Source organism: Vagococcus jeotgali (assembly GCF_035918315.1).
In the GTDB taxonomy this organism is placed as follows: domain Bacteria; phylum Bacillota; class Bacilli; order Lactobacillales; family Vagococcaceae; genus Vagococcus; species Vagococcus jeotgali.
Map to the genome: position 1 here is coordinate 847,742 of NZ_CP142146.1, position 21,147 is coordinate 868,888.

General features: G+C 34.8%; 18 protein-coding genes and 2 pseudogenes. 17 read left to right on the top strand and 3 right to left on the bottom strand.

Annotation, left to right across the window (positions count from 1 at the left end):
* The first annotated feature begins 41 nt into the window (after positions 1–41).
* The 3 genes from VSF34_RS04435 to VSF34_RS04445 all read left to right on the top strand — a co-directional run bounded on the left by VSF34_RS04435 (position 42) and on the right by VSF34_RS04445 (position 1,869).
* Positions 42–1,094 carry a DUF4767 domain-containing protein gene (locus VSF34_RS04435; RefSeq protein ID WP_326717837.1) on the top strand — a complete coding sequence of 351 codons (1,053 nt, stop codon included), beginning with the start codon at positions 42–44 and terminating at the stop codon, positions 1,092–1,094.
* A 216-nt stretch (positions 1,095–1,310) separates the two neighbouring features.
* Complete coding sequence (locus tag VSF34_RS04440; protein ID WP_326717838.1) at positions 1,311–1,523, top strand: hypothetical protein; 213 nt, start codon at positions 1,311–1,313, stop codon at positions 1,521–1,523.
* Positions 1,524–1,605: 82 nt separating this feature from the next.
* Complete coding sequence (locus tag VSF34_RS04445) at positions 1,606–1,869, top strand: hypothetical protein (protein ID WP_326717839.1); 264 nt, start codon at positions 1,606–1,608, stop codon at positions 1,867–1,869.
* A gap of 180 nt (positions 1,870–2,049) precedes the next feature.
* Here VSF34_RS04445 and VSF34_RS04450 read toward each other — a convergent pair whose 3' ends face one another.
* Positions 2,050–3,291 carry an IS256 family transposase gene (locus VSF34_RS04450; RefSeq protein ID WP_227258472.1) on the bottom strand — a complete coding sequence of 414 codons (1,242 nt, stop codon included), beginning with the start codon at positions 3,289–3,291 and terminating at the stop codon, positions 2,050–2,052.
* 63 nt (positions 3,292–3,354) lie between these two features.
* Here VSF34_RS04450 and VSF34_RS04455 point away from each other — a divergent pair, with 63 nt between their 5' ends.
* The 8 genes from VSF34_RS04455 (at position 3,355) to VSF34_RS04490 (ending at position 11,965) form a co-directional block, all read left to right on the top strand.
* Positions 3,355–4,146, top strand: a complete 792-nt coding sequence (locus VSF34_RS04455; protein WP_326717840.1) for a DUF1002 domain-containing protein — start codon at positions 3,355–3,357, stop codon at positions 4,144–4,146.
* A 254-nt stretch (positions 4,147–4,400) separates the two neighbouring features.
* Positions 4,401–4,649 carry a hypothetical protein gene (locus tag VSF34_RS04460; RefSeq protein ID WP_326717841.1) on the top strand — a complete coding sequence of 83 codons (249 nt, stop codon included), beginning with the start codon at positions 4,401–4,403 and terminating at the stop codon, positions 4,647–4,649.
* 214 nt (positions 4,650–4,863) lie between these two features.
* Positions 4,864–5,085, top strand: a complete 222-nt coding sequence (locus VSF34_RS04465; protein ID WP_326717842.1) for a hypothetical protein — start codon at positions 4,864–4,866, stop codon at positions 5,083–5,085.
* 272 nt (positions 5,086–5,357) lie between these two features.
* A complete protein-coding gene (locus VSF34_RS04470) occupies positions 5,358–6,116 on the top strand; it encodes a hypothetical protein (RefSeq protein WP_326717843.1) in 759 nt (252 codons plus the stop codon).
* A gap of 13 nt (positions 6,117–6,129) precedes the next feature.
* Positions 6,130–7,650, top strand: coding sequence for a serine/threonine-protein kinase (locus tag VSF34_RS04475; protein ID WP_326717844.1), 1,521 nt, complete (start codon positions 6,130–6,132; stop codon positions 7,648–7,650).
* 243 nt (positions 7,651–7,893) lie between these two features.
* Positions 7,894–9,126 carry a DNA adenine methylase gene (locus tag VSF34_RS04480; RefSeq protein WP_326718023.1) on the top strand — a complete coding sequence of 411 codons (1,233 nt, stop codon included), beginning with the start codon at positions 7,894–7,896 and terminating at the stop codon, positions 9,124–9,126.
* 47 nt (positions 9,127–9,173) lie between these two features.
* On the top strand, positions 9,174–10,100 hold the full coding sequence (locus VSF34_RS04485; RefSeq protein WP_326717845.1) for a DNA adenine methylase: 927 nt from the start codon (positions 9,174–9,176) through the stop codon (positions 10,098–10,100).
* A 92-nt stretch (positions 10,101–10,192) separates the two neighbouring features.
* Complete coding sequence (locus VSF34_RS04490) at positions 10,193–11,965, top strand: AlwI family type II restriction endonuclease (RefSeq protein WP_326717846.1); 1,773 nt, start codon at positions 10,193–10,195, stop codon at positions 11,963–11,965.
* 437 nt (positions 11,966–12,402) lie between these two features.
* Here VSF34_RS04490 and VSF34_RS04495 read toward each other — a convergent pair whose 3' ends face one another.
* Positions 12,403–12,663: a hypothetical protein gene (locus VSF34_RS04495; RefSeq protein WP_326717847.1), complete on the bottom strand. Its 261-nt coding sequence runs from the start codon at positions 12,661–12,663 to the stop codon at positions 12,403–12,405.
* Positions 12,664–12,740: 77 nt separating this feature from the next.
* On the opposite strand from VSF34_RS04495, the pseudogene VSF34_RS04500 reads away from it, so the two are divergent.
* The 4 genes and pseudogenes from VSF34_RS04500 to VSF34_RS04515 all read left to right on the top strand — a co-directional run.
* Positions 12,741–12,905 (top strand): annotated as a pseudogene (locus tag VSF34_RS04500) (helix-turn-helix domain-containing protein); the annotation flags it as partial.
* A 9-nt stretch (positions 12,906–12,914) separates the two neighbouring features.
* Positions 12,915–13,010, top strand: a pseudogene (locus VSF34_RS04505) (IS3 family transposase); the annotation flags it as partial.
* Between the two features lie 174 nt (positions 13,011–13,184).
* Positions 13,185–14,078 carry an LPXTG cell wall anchor domain-containing protein gene (locus tag VSF34_RS04510; RefSeq protein WP_326717848.1) on the top strand — a complete coding sequence of 298 codons (894 nt, stop codon included), beginning with the start codon at positions 13,185–13,187 and terminating at the stop codon, positions 14,076–14,078.
* A gap of 127 nt (positions 14,079–14,205) precedes the next feature.
* A complete protein-coding gene (locus VSF34_RS04515; protein ID WP_326717849.1) occupies positions 14,206–14,712 on the top strand; it encodes a hypothetical protein in 507 nt (168 codons plus the stop codon).
* A 230-nt stretch (positions 14,713–14,942) separates the two neighbouring features.
* Here the strand turns inward: VSF34_RS04515 and VSF34_RS04520 are convergent, their stop codons facing one another.
* On the bottom strand, positions 14,943–16,154 hold the full coding sequence (locus tag VSF34_RS04520) for an MFS transporter (RefSeq protein WP_326717850.1): 1,212 nt from the start codon (positions 16,152–16,154) through the stop codon (positions 14,943–14,945).
* Positions 16,155–16,456: 302 nt separating this feature from the next.
* Here VSF34_RS04520 and parE point away from each other — a divergent pair, with 302 nt between their 5' ends.
* Positions 16,457–18,481, top strand: a complete 2,025-nt coding sequence (parE, locus tag VSF34_RS04525; protein ID WP_326717851.1) for a DNA topoisomerase IV subunit B — start codon at positions 16,457–16,459, stop codon at positions 18,479–18,481.
* Between the two features lie 24 nt (positions 18,482–18,505).
* A complete protein-coding gene (parC, locus tag VSF34_RS04530; RefSeq protein ID WP_326717852.1) occupies positions 18,506–20,962 on the top strand; it encodes a DNA topoisomerase IV subunit A in 2,457 nt (818 codons plus the stop codon).
* Positions 20,963–21,147 lie beyond the last annotated feature (185 nt).

Here is a 21,147-nt window from a genome sequence, read left to right on the forward strand (position 1 = left end):
AAAGTATTTGAGAGTTAAAGTTTATATAGAGGAAGTGACATATGAAGAAAAAAATGGGTGTTGTTGGAATGCTATGTATTCTTAGTTTGTTTTTATTTGCTTGCGGGCAAACTTCCAATGAGCGTTATAAGGAGGCAATGGAAAGAGGAGAAGTAGCAATTGATAAAAAACAATTTGATAAAGCAATTGAAGGTTTTGATGCCGCTCTTGATGTTAAGGGAGCAGACACGTTAGCAAAGTCTTATAAAGAGCAGACTGAAACTTATATTAGAGGGATGAATAACGTCAGTAGAGAGCTTTATCAAGATGCGATTGAAGAGTTTGATAAGGTAATCAGACAAAAAATTGGTTTAGTAAGTTTAGCAGAGTATGCTGAAGAATCAAAAAAAGATACAGAAGAGATTGTTAACGCTTTAAAAAAACAACAGAGTACGGATAAACAAAATGGTAAGGAATTGTGGGATAAAGATAAAAATGAAGCATTAACTGATTTTATGGAGCTTTGGGGAGCATCTATGAACCAAGAGTATCATGCCTATACACCAACTAATAATGTTGATTTTTATGGTGTAGAAATGCCACAGTCTGTTCTAAATGGTGATGCTGTGATGTTATTACAAGATAAAGTTATACCTCTAGAGTGGTCTAAAACAGGTGTTGGAGAAAGTAGTTATCAACTTGTGGCTGTTTATTCAGATAGTGAGACAAAAAACTATTTACAGGAGCATCTATACTTCTTTACTTTCGTACATGATAAACCTAAAGTTTTTATCTCCCAGCAAAGTCCAAGTCAAGATGATGATACTTTTGTTTTTACAGAAACAGACAATGAGCAATTAAAACAAGCCTTTGAGAAACTATCAAAAGGTGAAGAAGTTGATGAGTTGGAAGAAGATGAGTCAGATGGTTTAGTAAAAAGTGAAGCTAGTGCAAGAAAAGTTATTTTCAAGAGATTAAATGAAGAGGTAGAATTAAATTATTTAGGATTTAATCATGATATGTATGAGTTTGAGTCATTACCAATTGATGGGATTACTACCATTTATCAGGTTCAAGAAGATGGTACTATTTGGTATAATGAATCATACGAATGACAAGTTTCTACTATATATGTAAGGATTATGTTGACTGTGATTAAAACTCATTGTTAACAGTAAAGGCTGACATTAATGTTAGTCTTTATTTTTTAATTCAATAAAAAATAATTAAAATTACTTTATCTCTCACTATTAAATGAACTATATGGCATAATAGATATGAATAGTTAGTGAGTTATGTCGCATAAGCACTTCTAAAGAGGGGGGGTCATCATGTCAGACAAAAAATTAGCAAAAATAGAAAAATTAAGAGAAAAGAATGAAAAACGTCTTCTAAAAGGCAAAAAACCTTCACAAGGTTGGGGTAGGATGGTTGATACAGGATTAGGTGGTCTAAATAAAACAGGACTAATTATTGACCGAGTATCCTTCGTTAAAGATCAACAAAAAAGCATCGCTCGTGATAATGATAGGAAGAATAGTTAGAATTTATCTCCGACTAGAGACGGATGTGTGTGACTAGTTATCATGATATGCTACGGTCAAAGTTTATTGAAGAGGTGATTGTATGAAACATATGAAAAAAATAATGGCATTAGGTTTGATCATAACAGCACTTTTTGTAGGACAATCAGTGGATGCTGCTGAAAAAGCTAAAGATGAAGGATGGGATATTCCTAATATTGCTTTAGGTAATGGCCTAACAGATCAAGAAAAACAAGCAACTACAGACATTTTAACGAAAGATTTAGATAAGGTGGATGTATTAAAAGGTGTTAACACTAAAAGTCATAATGAATTTATTGTAGATGGTAGTGATCTTGTTAAATAGGGTTTGTCAAGTTAAGTGTGTAAATTCCTTAAAAATAAAAATAGAAACTCAATTTGACAATGAGTCGTCCTGTGATAATCTCTAGGAATAAGAGGGTATTTTTAATAAACCTCTTGTCCCGATAAAAAATCGCAGGACGAGAGACTCGTTGTCAAATTTTATATGTCTCACTTATTTTGATTAGTAACGATTATATTTTTCGACACGTTTTGAAAAAGAGTCGTTGACCGTTAATTGGTTAAGCACCATAGCCCAATTATGAACATGCCCACCTTCCCATTTACTTTGAAGTTCTTTCACTCGAAGATATAATAGCTTAAGAAGGGCATTCTCATTAGGGAAAGCTCCTTTTTTAGTTACCTTGCGGAAACTAGAGTGAACACTTTCTACAGCATTTGTCGTGTACATTATTTTTCGAATAGCTGAGCCGTAATCAAATAATTGTTCGACATGGTGGAAATTTCTTTTCCAAACATCAATAGCTCCAGGATAGACTGCCCACTTTGTTTGAAAGGTATCAAAAGCTGTTTGAGCCGCTTTTAAGGAGGAGGCACTGTAAAAAGACTTCATATCCTTACAAACCTCTTTATAACTTTTACTTGGCACATAACGAAGGGCATTTCTAACTAAATGGACCAGACAACGTTGAACGACAACACCTGGGAAAATAGCTTTGGCTCCATTTTCAAGCCCTGATACACCATCCATTGAAATAAACAAAATATCTTCAACGCCACGCTCTTTAATCTCATCAAAAATCTGCATCCATCTATTTTTCGATTCTGTTTGATTTAGCCAAAGACCTAGAATTTCTTTATTTCCTTTTAAATCATAACCAAGAATTGTATACACCGCACATTCTTTCACTTCATAATTTTCTCTTAGAGTGACATACATACAATCGACAAACAAGAAGGCATAGCATTTGGCCAGAGGTCTGATTTGCCATTCCTCAAGTTCTGGTAATATTTGATCTGTGATATCCGACACCATATCATGAGAAATAGTAAAACCATAAATATCTTCAATTGTCGAGGCAATATCTCGTTGACTCATGCCTTTGGCATACATAGAAAGAACTTTTCCTTCAATACTTGAAACGTCTCTGCTTCTTTTAGGAATAATTTCTGGCTCAAAAGAAGCGTCTCTATCTCTAGGAACCTGAATGTCTAATTCACCAAAACTTGTTTTTAATTTTTTATTTCCATATCCATTCCGTCTGTTTTGAGTTTCTTTTTCTTGTCTTGACTGATTCTCATAACCTAAATGATTATCTAATTCTCCACGAAGCATTGCTTCAAACATCGGTCCAAAAACATCTTTTAGGGCTTCTTGCATGTCTTCAACCGATTCTGGTTGATAGGCATCAATAATTGATTGAGCTAACTTCGCTGATTTTTGATCTTTTTTCTTTTTTGTCATGACTTACCACTCCTTTAATCTATTGTAAAAAAAGAAAAACCGCGAAGCAACCCACTACCTAGGATGGTAGGTTACTTACACGGTTTATATTACACTCTCGTTAAATATGTGACAGATGTACCAGAATTTACTGAGTCATCAAAAGCCTACTCAAGTGCCTTTATTACTAGAACAAAAGAAGGATCTGGTGTCATGGTGGATATTGTTACACCAGAAAATATAACAGCTAGAACAGAAGCAATGTATCGTTCAGCTGCAATAACAAGTGGTGTCTATGATGCTTACATTAGAATTGCTAGTGTAAAACCTATGGATGGCAGTGGTGCTTTGGCTGGTATTTATAAAATATACGATGAAGTCACACCAGCAAGTGATGACTCAGAGCAAAAAAGCCGAGATGAAAAGCGTGAAGTAGCACAAGAACAGATGCAGGTCGTTTCAAATATTGATAATCAAAATCAAGCTAATGATGACTATTCATCTGAAAATGTTTTAGTTATGTTGGCAGACATCCAGTTGGAGTTACAAAAGATAAATGATAAATTATCGAAGATGTCTGAGCAAGAGAAAAAAGCAGAAGTCACTCAAGTTGTTGACCAAGCGATTCAGTCTAATGGATTAGATTCTGCATTCACACCTGAGCTTAGAAATGAAGTTATTACTAATATGACACAGTTTACTAATACAGATGCCATTAAAGACACTAAAATGACAGATCAATTAACAGGGTTTAAAGATGATTTAGTTAATAATGGTAATGAGTTTAAAGATAATTTACTAAATGGTGAGCATGTGGAAAAAGCAAAAGGGTTTTGGGGTAAGATTAAAGCATTTTTTAGTGGATTGTTTAATTAATTAAGTGTTTTCTGTTTTTAAAATATGTCTTTTACATAAAGAATTATAAAAAATTACTATAAAACATACGTTTGAAAAACAAAAAATGAAGCATGTAGTCATTAAATGACCACATGCTTTTTATAATGGGTAGAGTAAGTAGTGTGAATAATCAAATACACTAACTTGCCTAAAAAAAGAGATTGAGTGTCTAAAGGAAAAAAACCGATATGTATGTACGACTTTAAGACTCAATAAAGAAAGAGGTTTTTTTAATGAAGAAAGTTAAATTAACGACGGCAACTTTAGCGATTTTAGCTGGAGCTATGTCAGCACCATTAATGACAAACGCAGAAAGTGCTAGTACAGAACCAGTAGTGAGAAGTGTTTCTGAAGAATCTGGATTAGAAGAAGCAAAAGAAACAGCTAAAGGTGAGATTGATTCATTAGTTGCTTCAGGAAACTTAACAAAGGTTCAAGGAGATAGCTATAAACGATTAATCGATGCAGCGGTAACAAGTTGAAGAAATCAATGATTATGTAACTGGAGCTACAGAAATTAACCCAGTTAGCGATTTAGCAGCTGCAAAAGAAAAAGCAGAACTAACAATTGCTAAATTAGAAGTAGAAGGAAAAATTGAATTAGCAGATGCTCATACATATGTATAATAAGTAAGAGATGCTGAGGCAGTAGAAGCAGTAATCGCTAAAGAAGAAGCAGCTAAAGAAATCGATGCAATGGTAGCATCTGGTGACTTAACAAAATCACAAGGAAATAGCTACAAACGTTTAATCGAAGCATCAACAACTATTGAAGAAGTAAATGGTTATGTTGACGCAGCGAAAGCACTTGTAGAATTTAACACTCTAACAGCGACTAAAGAAGCTGCAAAAGCTGAATTAGATATAATCACTTTGAAATTGATACAAATAAGCAGGCTTGAAATGGCTTGTTATTAGGGCTTTTCGCTCGTATCCATGAGTGGGAGGCCTTTTTATTTTGCCTTTTTCTGTCTTGGGGAGTTCGACTGATTTTCAGGGGGTGTGAGGGGTGTGAGGGGTGTGTAGGGGGTGTAATCGTTCAAGAGGATAATGAAATATATCTATGACGGTGTTATAATTAAGGGATTAAGGGATTAAGGGATTAAGGGATTAAGGGATTAAGGGATTAAGGGATTGATGCGAGTGAATAATCGTAATACTTCAAATTAAAAAGAATGGGAGGTGGACCAATGTCACACGGAGATAAAGAACTCAGAATAATCAACATGGTGCGACAACATTTTTGTACTGCAGACAAATATGGTTTCTCAATTGAAGATATTCAAAAGATGGAGTCCATACTTGATTCGGCTGTGCCAAATAATGAATCAAGTAAGTTTCCGGATTTTGTATTTAAAGGCGGATTTATTGAGCATTTTCAGGTGACATCATCGAAGGAGACGCGAAAAGGAGCTGAGCACCTAAAATTGAAAAGTGGGTATAACACAAAAGTTACTGATATCAAATCCAAAATAGTAAGTGGCGAAATTACGGATAGCGCAAGTCTAGATTTCAAGTACCCTTCACACTCATATTCTGATTTCAAAAAATCATTTCTAAAAAATTGGAAAAGTCACATAAGTAGTTTTAGAAAATATAGAGTTGATTGTAAAACTGGTATTTTCTTCATCCAATACTCTGACTTTGCATTGGAAATGATGGAAGACATTTATCGAGATGTTAAACCTGGTTTTCAAATGCCTATTAGGGAAGTGCAACATCACCAGGATTATAGGCTGAGCCGAGATAGGGAGATGCTATCGTTTATTGCAAATTATCAGGATGAGTTGAAATATGTAATATTCGTCAACAGTACCGTTGTTGAACTTATTTCGCTTAATCATATTGATGATATGTTAAAGTTGATGCCTTGGGATTTTCTGGTTGTAGCTCGCCCATTTACGATAGAAACAAATCGGTTTACGCCTATTCGGCTAAGCGATGAGTGAGGAGGGGATGATTATGTTAGATAGCAACGCTTTGAAAGAGGTTTCAAATGTGTTTATAGGCGACTCAGAACCAGGGTTTAAATATAAATCTGGCTCTGAACTAGTTGCCTTTTTCAATCAATACTTTGGTGTAGGTGACACCTATGCACAAGGCTTCCCTAGTCGGTGGCGGTACGTCTATGATCATTTAGTCGACCTACTGAACAATCATCAAATTGATAAGTTCTTCAATATCATTTTAAGTAAAGAATATATCCTAAGTGAATTCAAAATCTCAGAAGTAGAAACTGTAGCTAGGGCCCAAGAAATCTTTCAGGGATTTAATCATCTATTACGTCCATATAGCTTCATGCTTTCAAGTAAAAATGGGCAGTATCATTTAGCGAGAATTGATGAAGATTTGAAATTTATTGGGGCTGGAGGTTTTGCGAATGTATACCTTCAACTATCAACGGGATATATCATAAAAAAGTTAAAGGATGATTTTTTTGTCGATACAGGTATTAAGAGCCGATTTAAACGCGAGTACAAAATCACTGAATCACTTCAAGATATTTCTATGATAATAAAGGTTATTGATTTTGACGAAGATACGTATAGTTACCGAATGGAGCAGGCTGAGACAACGTTGGCTGAATTCGTTAAAGAAAATAATCTGAATGAGAGTTCAAAAGTAACGCTTATCTCTCAAATTATGGATGTGATGTCAGAAGTACATTCTCGAAATATTGTGCACCGTGATTTGAGTCCTACAAACATATTTGTTGTTGGAGGGTTGGTAAAAATAGCTGATTTTGGTTTGGGAAAAGATTTGAATATTTTTTCCTCGCATCAGACTATGACAACAGCAGCTGTGGGGCAATATTGGTATTGTGCTCCTGAACAGTTCATGCTCTTGAAAGACGGTGATAAACGTAGTGATATCTATTCTTTAGGGCGTATTATAAATTTCATTATGAATGGAAGTCCTCTGAATGTGGCCCATCAATTTAGGAGTATTGCCGAGAAAGCAACAAATGAAAACTCAATTTATCGTTATGATGATGCTGAACAGATGAAGGCTCACTTAGAAAGAAGCATCAAATACCATTCAGATAAAGAGCGACTACAATTAGTTGCGAAGAAAATTTTAGATAGACAATTTGACGATGATATCGAGAGTTATATTTATGAAATGCCAAAAGATAAAATGTGCGAAAGTTTGAAAAATAGCCGAGGTGAAGGTTTTTCAGATGCACTTCTGAAATTTATGAAAATTGATGAGAAACACGCACAATATGTGATCCAATCTATTGAGAGTGGTTATGTTGAATCAACTGGTGGAAGATTTGCATCTTTTGATCCCTTTGCGGATTTTGCCGAGGATATTTTAAGAGAACAGCAGCCGCCCTTTTCCTTTTCCGTGAATGAGTTAGCCGCCAAAATTTTGAGGCATGTTGCTAAAGATGTAAATCGGTTCAGTGCCCAACGAATGATTGAGAATCTTATCTCACAAGGGTTAGAGCCTATGATTGAGGAAATATTAGAAAACTAATAACACTTGAATTAGATAACATTGGTTTGGAGACAGAGGATGTTTTACTTTTCGCTAAAATAAATATAAATTACATCAGGCTTTTCGTTCATTATTTATTTTGGATGGAAGGTCTTTTGATTACCTTTAGGAGCTCGAACTATTCATAGGTTGTTTTTTCTTCCATACATCCATCGAATAAACGAAAACTCGTTGTTGAGATGGAGAAGAGGTGGTATAATATAACGATACGAGGTGAAAGAAATGATACTAGAAACTTATCTGAAAAACAATAATACAAATATTAGACAGATGCATATTGTATCGGGCATTCCAGAAACAACAGTAAGAGGAATCAACAAACGCGAATTTTCGAAATGGAGCGTTACTTATTTTGATGCGATTGCCAGGACGGTTGGTAAGGAGCGGCATGTTGTTATGCAAGAATTGGAAGCTTTGAAAGAACAAGCGGATAATTTGGCACCTCTAGGTAGATATAACCTAGAAAACCGAAGGTATATTGGAAATAAAAATAAGTTATTAACTTGGATTAGTGATCTAATTGATGAGCACACTGAAGGTAATTCATTTTTTGATGTTTTTGCTGGAACAGGAGTGGTATCAAAAGAGATGCTTTGGAAATATGATTCTTTCATTATGAACGATTTTCTGTTTTCCAATAATATCATCTATAAAGCTTTCTTTAGCAATGATTCGTTTGATTCAAATAAGTTGCTCTCTCGTCAAGAGGAGTTCAATGGCATAATTACGAACAAAGAGGATGACGATTACTTTTCTGATAATTTTGGCGGGAAATTTTTCAGTGTTCATGATGCAAAGATTATAGGTGAGATACGAACAAGAATTGAAAAAGATAAATCATTGAATGAAATAGAACGGGCAATATTGATAGCATCACTTATTTACTCGAGCGATAAAATAGCAAATACCGTTGGACATTACGATGCTTATAGAAAAAAAGTACAAATAGCTGATAGGTTTAAATTTGAGCTGGTAAATCCTCTTGATACCTCGAGTAAAGATATACAGATTTTCAGAGAAGATTCAAATGAGTTAGTTCGAAAAATATCAGCGGATGTGGCGTTTATCGATCCACCATACAATTCTAGACAATACTCTCGCTTTTACCATGTTTTAGAGGGAATCGCGAAATGGGACAAGCCAGAATTAGGTGGTGTTGCAATGAAGCCACCTGCTGAAAACATGAGCGATTATAGCCGTTCTTCAGCACCCCAAGTATTTGATGATTTAATTCAAAATCTTGATGTTAAGTATATTGTTGTTACGTATAACAATACTTATAAATCAAAAAGTTCTAGTTCAAAAAATAAGATTACACATGATGAAATATTGGAATCTTTGAACAAGGTTGGAAAAACTAAATCTGTCGAGATGCCTTTTCAATTCTTTAATGCAGGAAAGACAGATCTAAAGGATCATAAAGAGTTCGTCTTTATAACGGAGGTAGGAAAATAATGCAAACGACATTGTTTCCAACTGACACACTCGAGGTTGTTGCGCCCATGAAAAAAAGAGGAAAAGCTATTCGTTCACCATTATTCTACGTGGGTGATAAGTATAAATTGATGCCGCAGTTGAAAGAGCTTTTCCCTAAAAATATCAACAATTATTATGATGTGTTTTCTGGAGGGGGAAGTGCTTCAATCAATGTCATAGCTGATAAAATTATTATGAATGATATTGACGAAAAGGTAGTTGAGCTCCATAGATTTTTACAAGAGCAATCCTGTGACATTGAGTTATTTATTGAGAATATGTACGAGCTTATTAGAGAATACGGATTGAGTCTTTCAGAACTAGGGAAAAACAGTGAAATTGAAGAGTTGAAAAAGGAGTTTAAGAAAACATATTTTGCCAAATACAATAAGCAGGCTTACTTAAAACTCAGGGATGACTACAATAAAGATCAGTCTAACACTAAGCTTTTGTATCTCCTTCTCATTTATGGTTTCAACCACATGATACGTTTTAATGGTCAGGGACAGTTCAATCTTCCCGTCGGTAATGTTGACTGGAATAAAAATGTTTCAACCGCACTTAGAAACTATTCCCAATGGTATAACAACAATAACATTGAGATTTCAAGTGGAATGGACTTTGAGGATTTTGTAAATTTTTATGATTTAAAGAATGGTGATTTTCTTTATTTTGATCCGCCGTATCTGATCACCTTTAGCGACTACAATAAACTTTGGGGAGAAGATGAAGAGCGGAGGTTATACAAGCTTTTGGATAAACTTGATTCGAAGGGGATAAAGTGGGGGCTTTCCAATATGTATAATCACAAGGGGAAGACTAATGAAATTTTGCTCGAATGGGGTAAAAAATACAATGAGTATGACATCAAAAGTAATTACATCTCCCGATTCGATAATACGATAAAAAAAGATAGTAAAGAGATTTATATAACAAATTACATCAATGAGTAATTTAGATTTTTGAAATTCAGGAATAGAGTGTCATACATTTGATGTGGCCTCTTCCTCATTGTTTAATATCTATTTGGTAAGGAGAAGAGTGTATGCCAAGAGTACGAAGAAGAAAGCCAATTTCATTTGATACAACGTTAAGAAACCCAGGTAGGATACCGCAATTTATCTCGGTTCTAAGTGAATTTGAGGGACAAGTTATAGATGATAAGGTAGCTCTAGAGTTGGAAGGAGAAATAATTCGGCAAAAGATTTTTGAACCAACTAAGGCGACCCTAGGTACATATATGAAGGAATACAATAAAAAGTTTCCTTTTGTTGCTGCTGATCAATCCAAAGAGGCTGCTGCTAAGGTAGAAGAAATATATGATCAGTGGGAAAACGGTGCACCTGGGAGTGTTCCTCTCCAAAAAATAATATATCTGTTGGAAAATACAATCACAGCCCATAAAGATCGTGGGTGGAAAGGTGGTTGGGAATCCAGAATTCATACCCAATTTAACTTTTTAAATGAGCTTGGTTTTGTTCGAGTTGTCAAAGGGGAAAAGATAGTTATTTCGAAAAATGGGAAATTAATGATTCATGAATATTCAAATGGATATCCAATCGAAGATAGCTATGATGAATCATTTGAACAGTCAGCGTTCTTGAACGCGTTTTCGAAATATCAAGTTAACAATCCGTATAGAAGCAATACTATCGAGGTAAACTTTTTCCCATTGGTATTGAATGTAATAAATTATTTGGATGAAAAATACCAACGTCCCGGTATCTCGAAACAAGATCTACCATTTATTATTACTTGGGGAAGTGATGACTATCAAACATTAGCAGAATATATTTACCAGTTCAGAAATAAGTTTGGCTATAGCACTTCAGATGAATTGGTTTATGAATATGCTATGAATTTATTAGATGATTCTACGCCAAATGATACTATTGCACCAGCGACTAAAGCTTTCATAGAGCAGAAAAAGAGAGATTATAAATTTGATAAGATCATTTCGGAAACTCCAGACGAAGTTATTCGAAAGCTCAGATTGACCATGTTAATTTCTTTGCGTGGAGCGGGACGTTTTATTGATATTAATAAAAATGAATTAGCAAAAATCAAGCATGTTCTCGCTACCTATAGCTCAAATATCGAGTTTGACGATGATGTACAAAAATACCTTGAATACATGGGAGAGATTGATAATTCCCTTATGTTCGTGTCGGATGCTCCAGAATCACAAGAAGCCAAGGATGCTAAAGAAGTTGCAATAGAAAAATGGGCAAAAGAGTATGATTGGACATTCTTAAAAGAAGAAATGGTTAATAGTGTTGAAAAACGTCCTTCAAGTCATTTAATCTTAAAATATGTGAAGGAGACCGCTAGATTGGAATTCCTTTCAGCTATTGTAATTAAAAAAGCCTTACCAAAATTGAAGGTTGTAGCCAATTATAAAGCAGATGATCAGGGAATACCATTTAACACCGCATCTGGTGGGAAGAAGAATCAAATTGGTGCGGATATTGATGTTTTCGAAGGAAACATTCACGCTATTTTAGAGCCAACCATTTCTAAACAAAGAAGTTTCCAAGTTGAACATGAACTCCCTTCGATTCGTAATCACGTACTAGGTACTGCAAATAAAGATGTTGAAGAAGGTAATAATTTTAAAGAATGGTTCAGCTTGTTTATTGCATCCAACATAACGCGTGATGTTGGGGATCAAGTAGCATTGATTAAACAGACTAATGGTGTCGAAATTTATCCTTGGGATATCAAAGATTTCGTTGAATACTCTGAAGGTGTTAGCACCATAAGAGATTATAAAAAAATCAGGGATTATGTAAAACCACAAAGCATGCCTGTTTTTTAGTTAGCTGCGTTTGATTGGATATTAGAGAATACTTTAGCGATATCCGATATAAGATTAATAGGAGCTACATAGTAGTCACCAGTGAGACTCCCATGTTTTGTAAATGTACTATTTTTTGTTAGTGGTTTGTGATAATTCATGTTAATTAGTTTTTGTCCGTCCATGAATCCAATTAAGTAAAAGGGCTCATCTTTGGTAATGAAACGATTTTTCACATCATACTTCCTACCCTAGAACAAAACACGAACATAGGCGTCTTTGGGTGGCTCATATTGTGTTTTATAAGATTGTTGGTAGTAAGGCCCCAACACATCAAAATATGTTTTTTGAGTACGCCGCTCTACGTTAAACAAGCCGAACCGAAGACCATTATTTACGAATGATGATCTAACCTCGAGTGTTAGCGAATTACCAAGATAATTCCACAATAAATCAATTTAATTGGCAGTATTATTGACGGTAGGTCTCGTTGCAGATTTGGGGATGATTTGATTTAAGAAATCTAAGGTGGCAAACTCCGCTAGGATTCCTGCATAAGCATCGTTAAGTTTCGTCATTTGGTCCCTTACATCACCACCGTTTGCAGCGCCATTATTAGCATTTGATGCAAGGGCCTCGGCATCACGAATAATTATTTTTTGTGTTTGAACACCGAAATCAGAAAATCGAAATTCGCAAATCACATAGACTCTTTGCACCCTATTGATATACTCCCCTTATAGTGGACAGTGAAAAAACAAAAATTTTCACTAGAAACTATAAGGGGAGTTTTATTATGTCCAAAAGAATTCTAAAATCTGTATCTGAGAAACTAGAAATTGTTCTACTTCACTTGGAAGAAGGGAAATCACTTAGTTGGTTAACTAGAAACCAAGGTATTTCTAAAGACACCCTATCGAACTGGGTTCGGAAGTACAAAGAAGCTGGTTTTGAGGGGCTGGTTTCAGATATTGATGCCTACATCTATTTTTACAATCATCAACGTTTTCAAGAGCGCAACAACGGCCTTGCCCCTCTTGAAATGAGAAACAAGGCCGTCGCCTAATTTTTTATTATTTCATTGTCCACTTGACAGGGAGCTGTTCATGCAGGAACGATTCCTTTTTTTGATTGCCCAAAAAGAAAAATGACATAGTATCGAGATAAATGACATAGTACACGAGAAAAATAGCATTGTATCACCGACAACATCTAAATAGAAGCAGCATACGAATCAGCAGTGGATGCATTATTAACAAACAGAATGGACAACGAAACAAAACGTATTGCTTTAGAAAATGCTTATAAAACAGGTTTAGCACAAATTGATAAAACTGATACAGTTGAAGGTGTTGAAGCAGCACTTAATGCAGCCTTAACAAGTATCAATGACTTAGATGGAAAAGTTGTTCAAGAAAAAATTGATGCACAAAATTATGTAGCAGATCTTTTTGCAAAAGACTTATTAACTCAAGAACAAGCAAATGATTTCTACTTAAGAATTGATAGCGAAACTACTTATGAAGGCTTAGAAGACATTATGAGTGAAGCTTTAGCAGCAGCTAAAGAAAATGCTATTAAGTTTGCACAACGTAAATATGACAGCAAAGATATTGGCGAAAACGACTTAAACTACTTTGCTAATCTATACTTAGATGCAGCTAATGGTGATGAAATTAGTGCTGTGAAAGATCAAATTATGGAATTAATCTGGGCTGGTGAAGCAGCAATGGACGAATTAACAGGTTTATATGAATCTGGAGCAATTTCTTATGATATCTTTAGAGAAGGCGTTTCAGGAATATTTGCTCTTCGCTCAGCTGCAGAAGTTGAAGCATTTGTACGTGAATTATTATTCCAAGAAGTTTTACCAGGTGAACCAGGTGAAGTGATTCCAGCTACACCAATCAACCCAGATACAAATGTTAAACCAGGTGCTAACAATAATAAACCAGCAACTGGATCAACAACAGCAGGATCTAAAGAATCAACTGCCAAAGGATCAACAACTGGATCAAAAGATTCTTCTAACAAATTACCACAAACAGGTGAAGAAGTAAGAAACGGCTTAGTAGCAGGTGGATTAGCTTCAGTTCTTGGTGGAGCAGCTTTATTCTTTAGAAGACCAAGATAACAAATGACTTGATATATACTTGTAAATAGTTTACTATTTGAGGTATAATTTATGAAAATCTTCCAAAGAGAATGTTCTTAGGAAGGTTTTTCAATTTATCAGTTTATAGGAAGAAGATGGTGGGAATTTGAGTTCAAAAAATAGTATTCACAGAGAGTCTAGATTTACATATGTTCTTAATATAGTATTATTGATTTTAATCGTAACTTCTATTATATACTCTATAGTTGAGTGGCCTAATTGGGGAGTATCTGAGATAGGTCAAGCTAAAGAACCTAGAACAAGCATAGCATCAAGTAAATCTAGTGATAAGGAGAGTGTAACAACAACTTCATCACCAGAGTCTGATTTAAATGGTATGGAGAAATACATCCAAGTACGTTTAAATAATTTTGATGTCATTAGTGAAGGAGCTACTCCAGGAGAAGCTAAGGACTACTTAAAGGACATTAAAACAGATATTGATAGCTTACCAGATGGTAAAAGTAAAAACGACTTTAACAAAGAATATGAACAATTAGAGAAGTCTGTCAAAGAGCAACCAAAAGAAAAAACAAAAGATTCAACTGAAATAAAGTTAGATGAAAAAAAAGATGAAAAACCAAAAGACAAAAAAGATGATAAAAACAATTAACAAGTCATTACTAGGAGTAGAAACGTGAGATCAGATAGACATAAGCCGCATCATACAAAACTTATATCATGGTTTAATATTATTCTTGCCATGATTGTTGTCGTGTTAGGAATATATATAGGGCGAGATTACTTAGATGTTTTACCCATGGATAAACTTAATAAGTTATTTTAGTATGGAAAAACCCACCTTAAGGAAAGATATCCTTAAGGTGGGTTTCTTATTTAGTATTAAATTTGGGCACCGCTTTTTGGTTTTTTTAGTAGTATAACAAATACTGCTGCTAAGAGTCCTAAAGCAAGGAAGTAGACAAATGCAGATAAGTAAGTATCAGAGTTTTCAACAAGGAAACCTATAATGATTTGGGCTGTCGCCCCACCTAAAATACCACCAGTTGAAATAGTAGAGTAACTTGGAGCAAAATGTTTACCAGTAAATACTTTTAGTGGAATAGTCATTAAGACAACAAAACTAATCGTTAAACATAAAGTTGCCAGTCCAAGTTCTACAATAAACAACCAAATAGAACCAGAGAAATAAGATAAGAAAACAAGGGCACTTCCTATAATAGAATTTAAAATGATTACTTGTCTATCTTTATCTGGTAGGTATCTACTAACAACATAACTCCCTCCCACAGCTCCAACTAGGGCAAATAGACCAACAACTGAGCTGACCATACCTGATTGGGTTAAGGTAATACCACGCTGGCTAGTTAGGAAGCTAGGTAGCCAATTATTAATACCATAAATTAAACTGTTAATAAAGAAAGCTGCGAAGAACAAGATCCAAATATTTGGATTTTTCCAAATTTCTAGAAGGGACACTTTCTCTTCAGGTTTGTCCGTTACAATTTGCGGGGCTTTGACTGGTTTTGGCACACCAAAGTATAAAATAATAGCACCAGCGATGGCGATGACTGTTAACATTTTATAGCCTGTTTGCCAACCATATTTATCAATAACCGGCGATAGTAGAATTGGTCCAACAATTCCTGCAATTCCTGATGATGAAATCAAAATTCCCTTAGCAAATGTTCTTTTTTCAAGAGCGAAATTATCAATAATCTCCTTACTTGAGGCTGATGGGTACCCAGAGTGGGCAAACATTCCTGTTAGTAACCTGATGATAAGTAACATTTCTATAGTAGTGCTTAGGCCGAAAATGAAGTCGAAGACCCCAATCATGAAAACTGACCAAATCAACACTTTTTTTGCACCAAACTTATTAATAGCAAAACTCATTGGGATTTGCATAACAGCATAACCAATGAAAAAAGCACTTAGTATGAGTCCTTTTTGCCCTTCTGTCATGGAAATATCTTTACTGATTGAAACAATCGAGATACCAACAGAAAGTTTATCGATGTAAACCATCGTGTAACCTAAAAATAAAGTAGTAAGTAACAAGGATAAATTTGTTTTTTTATTTTCGTTATTCATTTACTCATCCTTTCGTTTATTTAATAAAAAATAATAGCCATCCCAATAAATATACAGCTTTTTTTAATAAATGTAAAATGAATTTTCAAAAGATTATTAAAGGTATATTTTACATAATAGAGCGGTCTTTTTTTACATTATCATGAGTATGTTACAATTAAAGAGGAAAGATTCAGGAAATAGATGAAAGAAAAAGATTATTTTTAATTTTTTTAAAATTAGACTTTAACTACATCTTATTATAAAGTAAGATGATATAGGAATTTAGGAACAACGAGATGTTTTAATAAAGGAGCTTGTATATGTCAAAGGAAGTAAACAAACAATATAATGACGCATCCATTCAAGTCTTAGAAGGTTTAGAGGCTGTTAGAAAACGACCAGGGATGTATATCGGATCCACAGATTCAAAAGGACTACATCATTTAGTATTTGAAATATTTGACAATGCCGTTGATGAGGCCCTCTCAGGACACGGACATGAGATTGATGTAACAATCCATAAAGACAATAGTATTAGTGTTCAAGATTATGGGCGTGGTATGCCAACAGGAACGCATGCTTCAGGAAAGTCTACTATTGAAGTTATATTTACAGTGCTACATGCTGGGGGGAAATTTGGTCAAGGAGGCTATAAAACCTCAGGAGGGCTTCATGGTGTAGGAGCTAGTGTAGTGAACGCATTATCCAGCTCACTTACCGTGACTACAGTGAAAGATGGCATAGAGGCTACTTTGTCATTTAAAGACGGTGGACGTCCAGATGGTAAGATGAGTGTTAAAAAAGCACCGAGAAAACCAAATGGCTCAGTAATAACCTTTAAGCCAGATGCTAGCATGTTTTCAACAACCACTTTTTCTTATGATATCTTAGCAGAAAGGTTAAGAGAATCAGCCTTTTTACTAAAGGGGATTAAAATCACTTTAACTGATGAGCGACCAGGACATGAAAAAGAAGAAGTTTTCTTATATGAAGAAGGAATCAAGGAGTTTGTTGCTTATTTAAATGAAGGTAAGGATGACTTGACTCCTACAATTTATTTTGCAGGAGATAAGGAAAACATCGAAGTGGAATTTTCTTGCCAATATAATGATGGTTACTCGGAGAATGTTTTATCTTTTGTTAATAATGTCAGAACTCGTGATGGTGGAACGCATGAGGCTGGTATGAAATCAGCTTTAACGAAATCCTTTAACGAATATGCACGTAAGGTTAGTTTGTTAAAAGAAAAAGATAAAAATCTTGAAGGTAGTGATTTTAGAGAAGGTTTATCAGCTGTTATATCAGTACGTATACCAGAAGATCTTCTTCAATTTGAGGGGCAAACAAAAAGTAAGTTAGGAACACCTATAGCAAGATCAGCTGTAGAGGGCGTTGTTAGCGAGCAGTTAGGTTTTTATTTACAAGAAAATCATGAGTTATCACAAATGTTGATTAAAAAAGCCTTAAAAGCTCGTGAAGCTCGCGAAGCAGCAAGAAAGGCTCGTGAAGATAGTAGAAATGGTAAAAAACGTCGCAAAGGGGAGTCCTTACTCTCTGGTAAACTAACGCCAGCTCAGTCACGTAATCCCAAAAGAAATGAATTATATCTAGTAGAGGGAGATTCTGCTGGAGGTTCTGCTAAACAAGGTCGTGATCGTAAGTTTCAGGCAATCTTACCGCTACGAGGAAAAGTGATTAATACTGAAAAAGCTAATATGGCAGATATTTTAAAAAATGAAGAGATTAATACGATGATCCATACGATTGGAGCAGGTGTTGGAGCGGACTTTGATATTGAAGATGTCAATTATGATAAAGTCATCATCATGACAGATGCTGATACAGATGGGGCTCATATTCAAGTATTGTTATTAACTTTCTTTTACCGTTACATGAAACCACTAGTTGAAGCAGGTAAAGTTTATATTGCCTTACCGCCTTTGTATAGAGTGAGTAAAGGACGAGGTAAAAAAGAAGAATTGGCTTATGCTTGGACTGATGATGAATTAAATAGTTTAATTAAAAAAATGGGTAAAGGTTACATAATTCAGCGCTATAAAGGGTTAGGTGAGATGAATGCTGATCAGTTGTGGGAAACCACAATGGATCCAGATACGAGAATGTTAATCCGTGTCACTATTGATGACTCTGCAAAAGCTGAAAGGCGTGTCACAACACTTATGGGAGATAAGGTAGAGCCAAGACGTGCTTGGATTGAGCGAAATGTTCAATTCACTTTAGAAGAAGATGGCAGTATATTAGATCATCATGATGAGCCTAAAATAAAACAGGCTTCTGTTCAAGAAGACGATGAAGAATTTTTAGAAATAAATTTATTTGATTAGTATCAACAAAGGAGAGAAACTGCAATGAAACAAGAGCATGGCATACAGGAGTTAAGTCTTGAAGATGTGATGGGAGACCGTTTTGGAAGATATTCAAAATACATTATTCAAGACAGGGCCTTACCTGACATTCGTGATGGTTTAAAGCCAGTTCAACGTCGGATACTATTTTCAATGAATAAAGATGGTAATACGTATGAAAAAAGTTTTAGAAAATCAGCTAAGTCTGTTGGTAACATTATGGGTAATTATCATCCTCACGGGGATAGCAGTATTTATGATGCTATGGTGAGAATGAGTCAAGACTGGAAATTACGTGAGCCTTTAATTGAAATGCATGGTAACAATGGTAGTATGGATGGTGATCCTCCTGCTGCTATGCGTTATACAGAAGCTAGATTATCAAAATTAAGTGGTGAATTGTTAAAAGACATCGAAAAAGAAACTGTAGATTTTGTGTGGAATTTCGATGATACAGAAAAAGAGCCTACAGTTTTACCTGCAGGATTTCCTAATCTCCTAGTAAATGGTTCAACTGGTATTTCAGCTGGTTATGCTACAGAAATACCCACTCATAATTTGGGCGAGGTGATTAATGGTACGATTCATTTAATTGATCACCCAAATGCTACAGTGGAAAAATTAATGACCTTTATACCTGGTCCAGATTTTCCAACTGGAGCCATTCTTCAAGGGAAAAAGGAATTAAAAAAAGCTTATGAAACTGGCAAGGGACGTGTCATTGTTAGGTCAAAAACAATCATTGAACCTCTAAAAGGTGGCCGTGAGCAAATCGTTATTACAGAGATTCCTTATGAGGTCAATAAGGCTAACTTAGTTAAGAAAATGGATGAAATGCGTTTGACAAGACGTGTTGAGGGTATTTCTGAAGTTCGTGATGAGACAGATAGGACAGGTTTACGTATTGTTGTTGAGCTAAAAAAAGAAGTAGATGCTGAAGGAATATTAAACTACCTTCTAAAACACACTGAACTTCAAGTGAATTATAACTTTAATATGGTGGCGATTAATAATCTTAGACCAGAACAAGTCGGCCTAAAAACGATTTTAGAGGGATATATTACTCATAGGAAACAAGTGATTCGTGATCGTAGCCAGTTTGATTTGGAAAAAGCTAAAAAGCGTGAGCATATTGTATCTGGTTTAATGAAAGCTTTGTCTATCCTAGATGATGTGATTCGTGTTATTCGTCAGAGTAAAGATAAAAAGCATGCGAAAGAAAATCTAGTAGCAGCGCATCAATTTACAGAAGAACAAGCAGAAGCTATTGTTTCTCTACAATTATACCGGTTGACTAATACTGATATTACAGCTCTACAAAAAGAACTAGAAGAGTTAAAGAGTCAGATTACCGATTTGGAATTAATCTTAAATAATCCATCAGAGTTACTTAAAGTGATGAAAAAAGAATTACGTGATGTGAAGAAAAAATATGAATCACCGCGCCGTACTATTTTAGAAGATGAGATTGAAGAGATAAAAATTGAAACAGCCGTACTGGTTCCTCAAGAAGACGTTATGGTTAGTATCACTAAAGAAGGGTATGTGAAACGCAGTAGTATTCGCTCATTTAGTGCCTCAAAAGATGATGGTATTGAATTGAAAGAAACGGATGAGTTGATTTTTTCTAGTCAACAAAATACCCATGATCACTTGCTAATAGTTACAAATACGGGGAATATGATTTATCGACCTGTTCATGAGTTGGCTGATAAAAAATGGAAAGAAGTTGGTGAGCATTTTTCTCAAAGCATTACCACTCTTTTACCAAACGAGCAAATTATCGGTGTATTTCCTTATACTGAAATGGATAAGAAAAAAGAATTTGTCTTCGTCACTAAAGAAGGTATGATTAAAAAAACATTGATGAGCGAATTTGATGTTTGGCGCACATATAAGAGTAGACCGACTATGTGTATGAAACTTAAAACTAAGACAGATGAATTAATTGATGTCAAACTAATTGATAGTGAAGCAAATTATGATGTAGCACTTTTCACTTATTTAGGTTTTGCTCTACGTTATTCCTTATCTGAGGTACCTGTTGTTGGAGCTAGAGCATCAGGGGTTAAATCTATCAATTTAAAAGATGGTGATGAAATAGTAGCAGGACTTCTTACATTTTCTGATGATAGTTCTTATTACATTACAGTTGTTACTCAGCGTGGATCTCTTAAAAAGATGGATTTGATGGAAGTTAATTTATTAGGTAGAGCTAAGCGTGGTTTAATGATTTTAAGAGAATTAAAAGCTAACCCTCATAGGGTGATGGCTATTATTCCTTCAAACTTAAATCAGCACATTCTATTAGAGACAAATCAAGGAGCTACTTATACAGTTGAAACAAATGATATCAATATAAATGATCGAACGTCAAATGGTTCCTCATTTATTGATGAAAAAAAAGATGGAGAATTAGTTGATGTGTCCTACATCACAATTGAAGAAGTGGTAGATTAAGAAAGAGGATAATTTTCTCTTTCTTTTTTTGTGTCTTATAACAGGTAGCTTAGTGTTAGTCTGTATTAGTACAGTGATGACTAGATAGTGAAACAGTTTTTAATGAAAAATGATAATTTTTATCTGTTTAAAACCGTTATATCAAGGGTTTTAATAATATGCATGTTATTTGACTCAAAACAAGT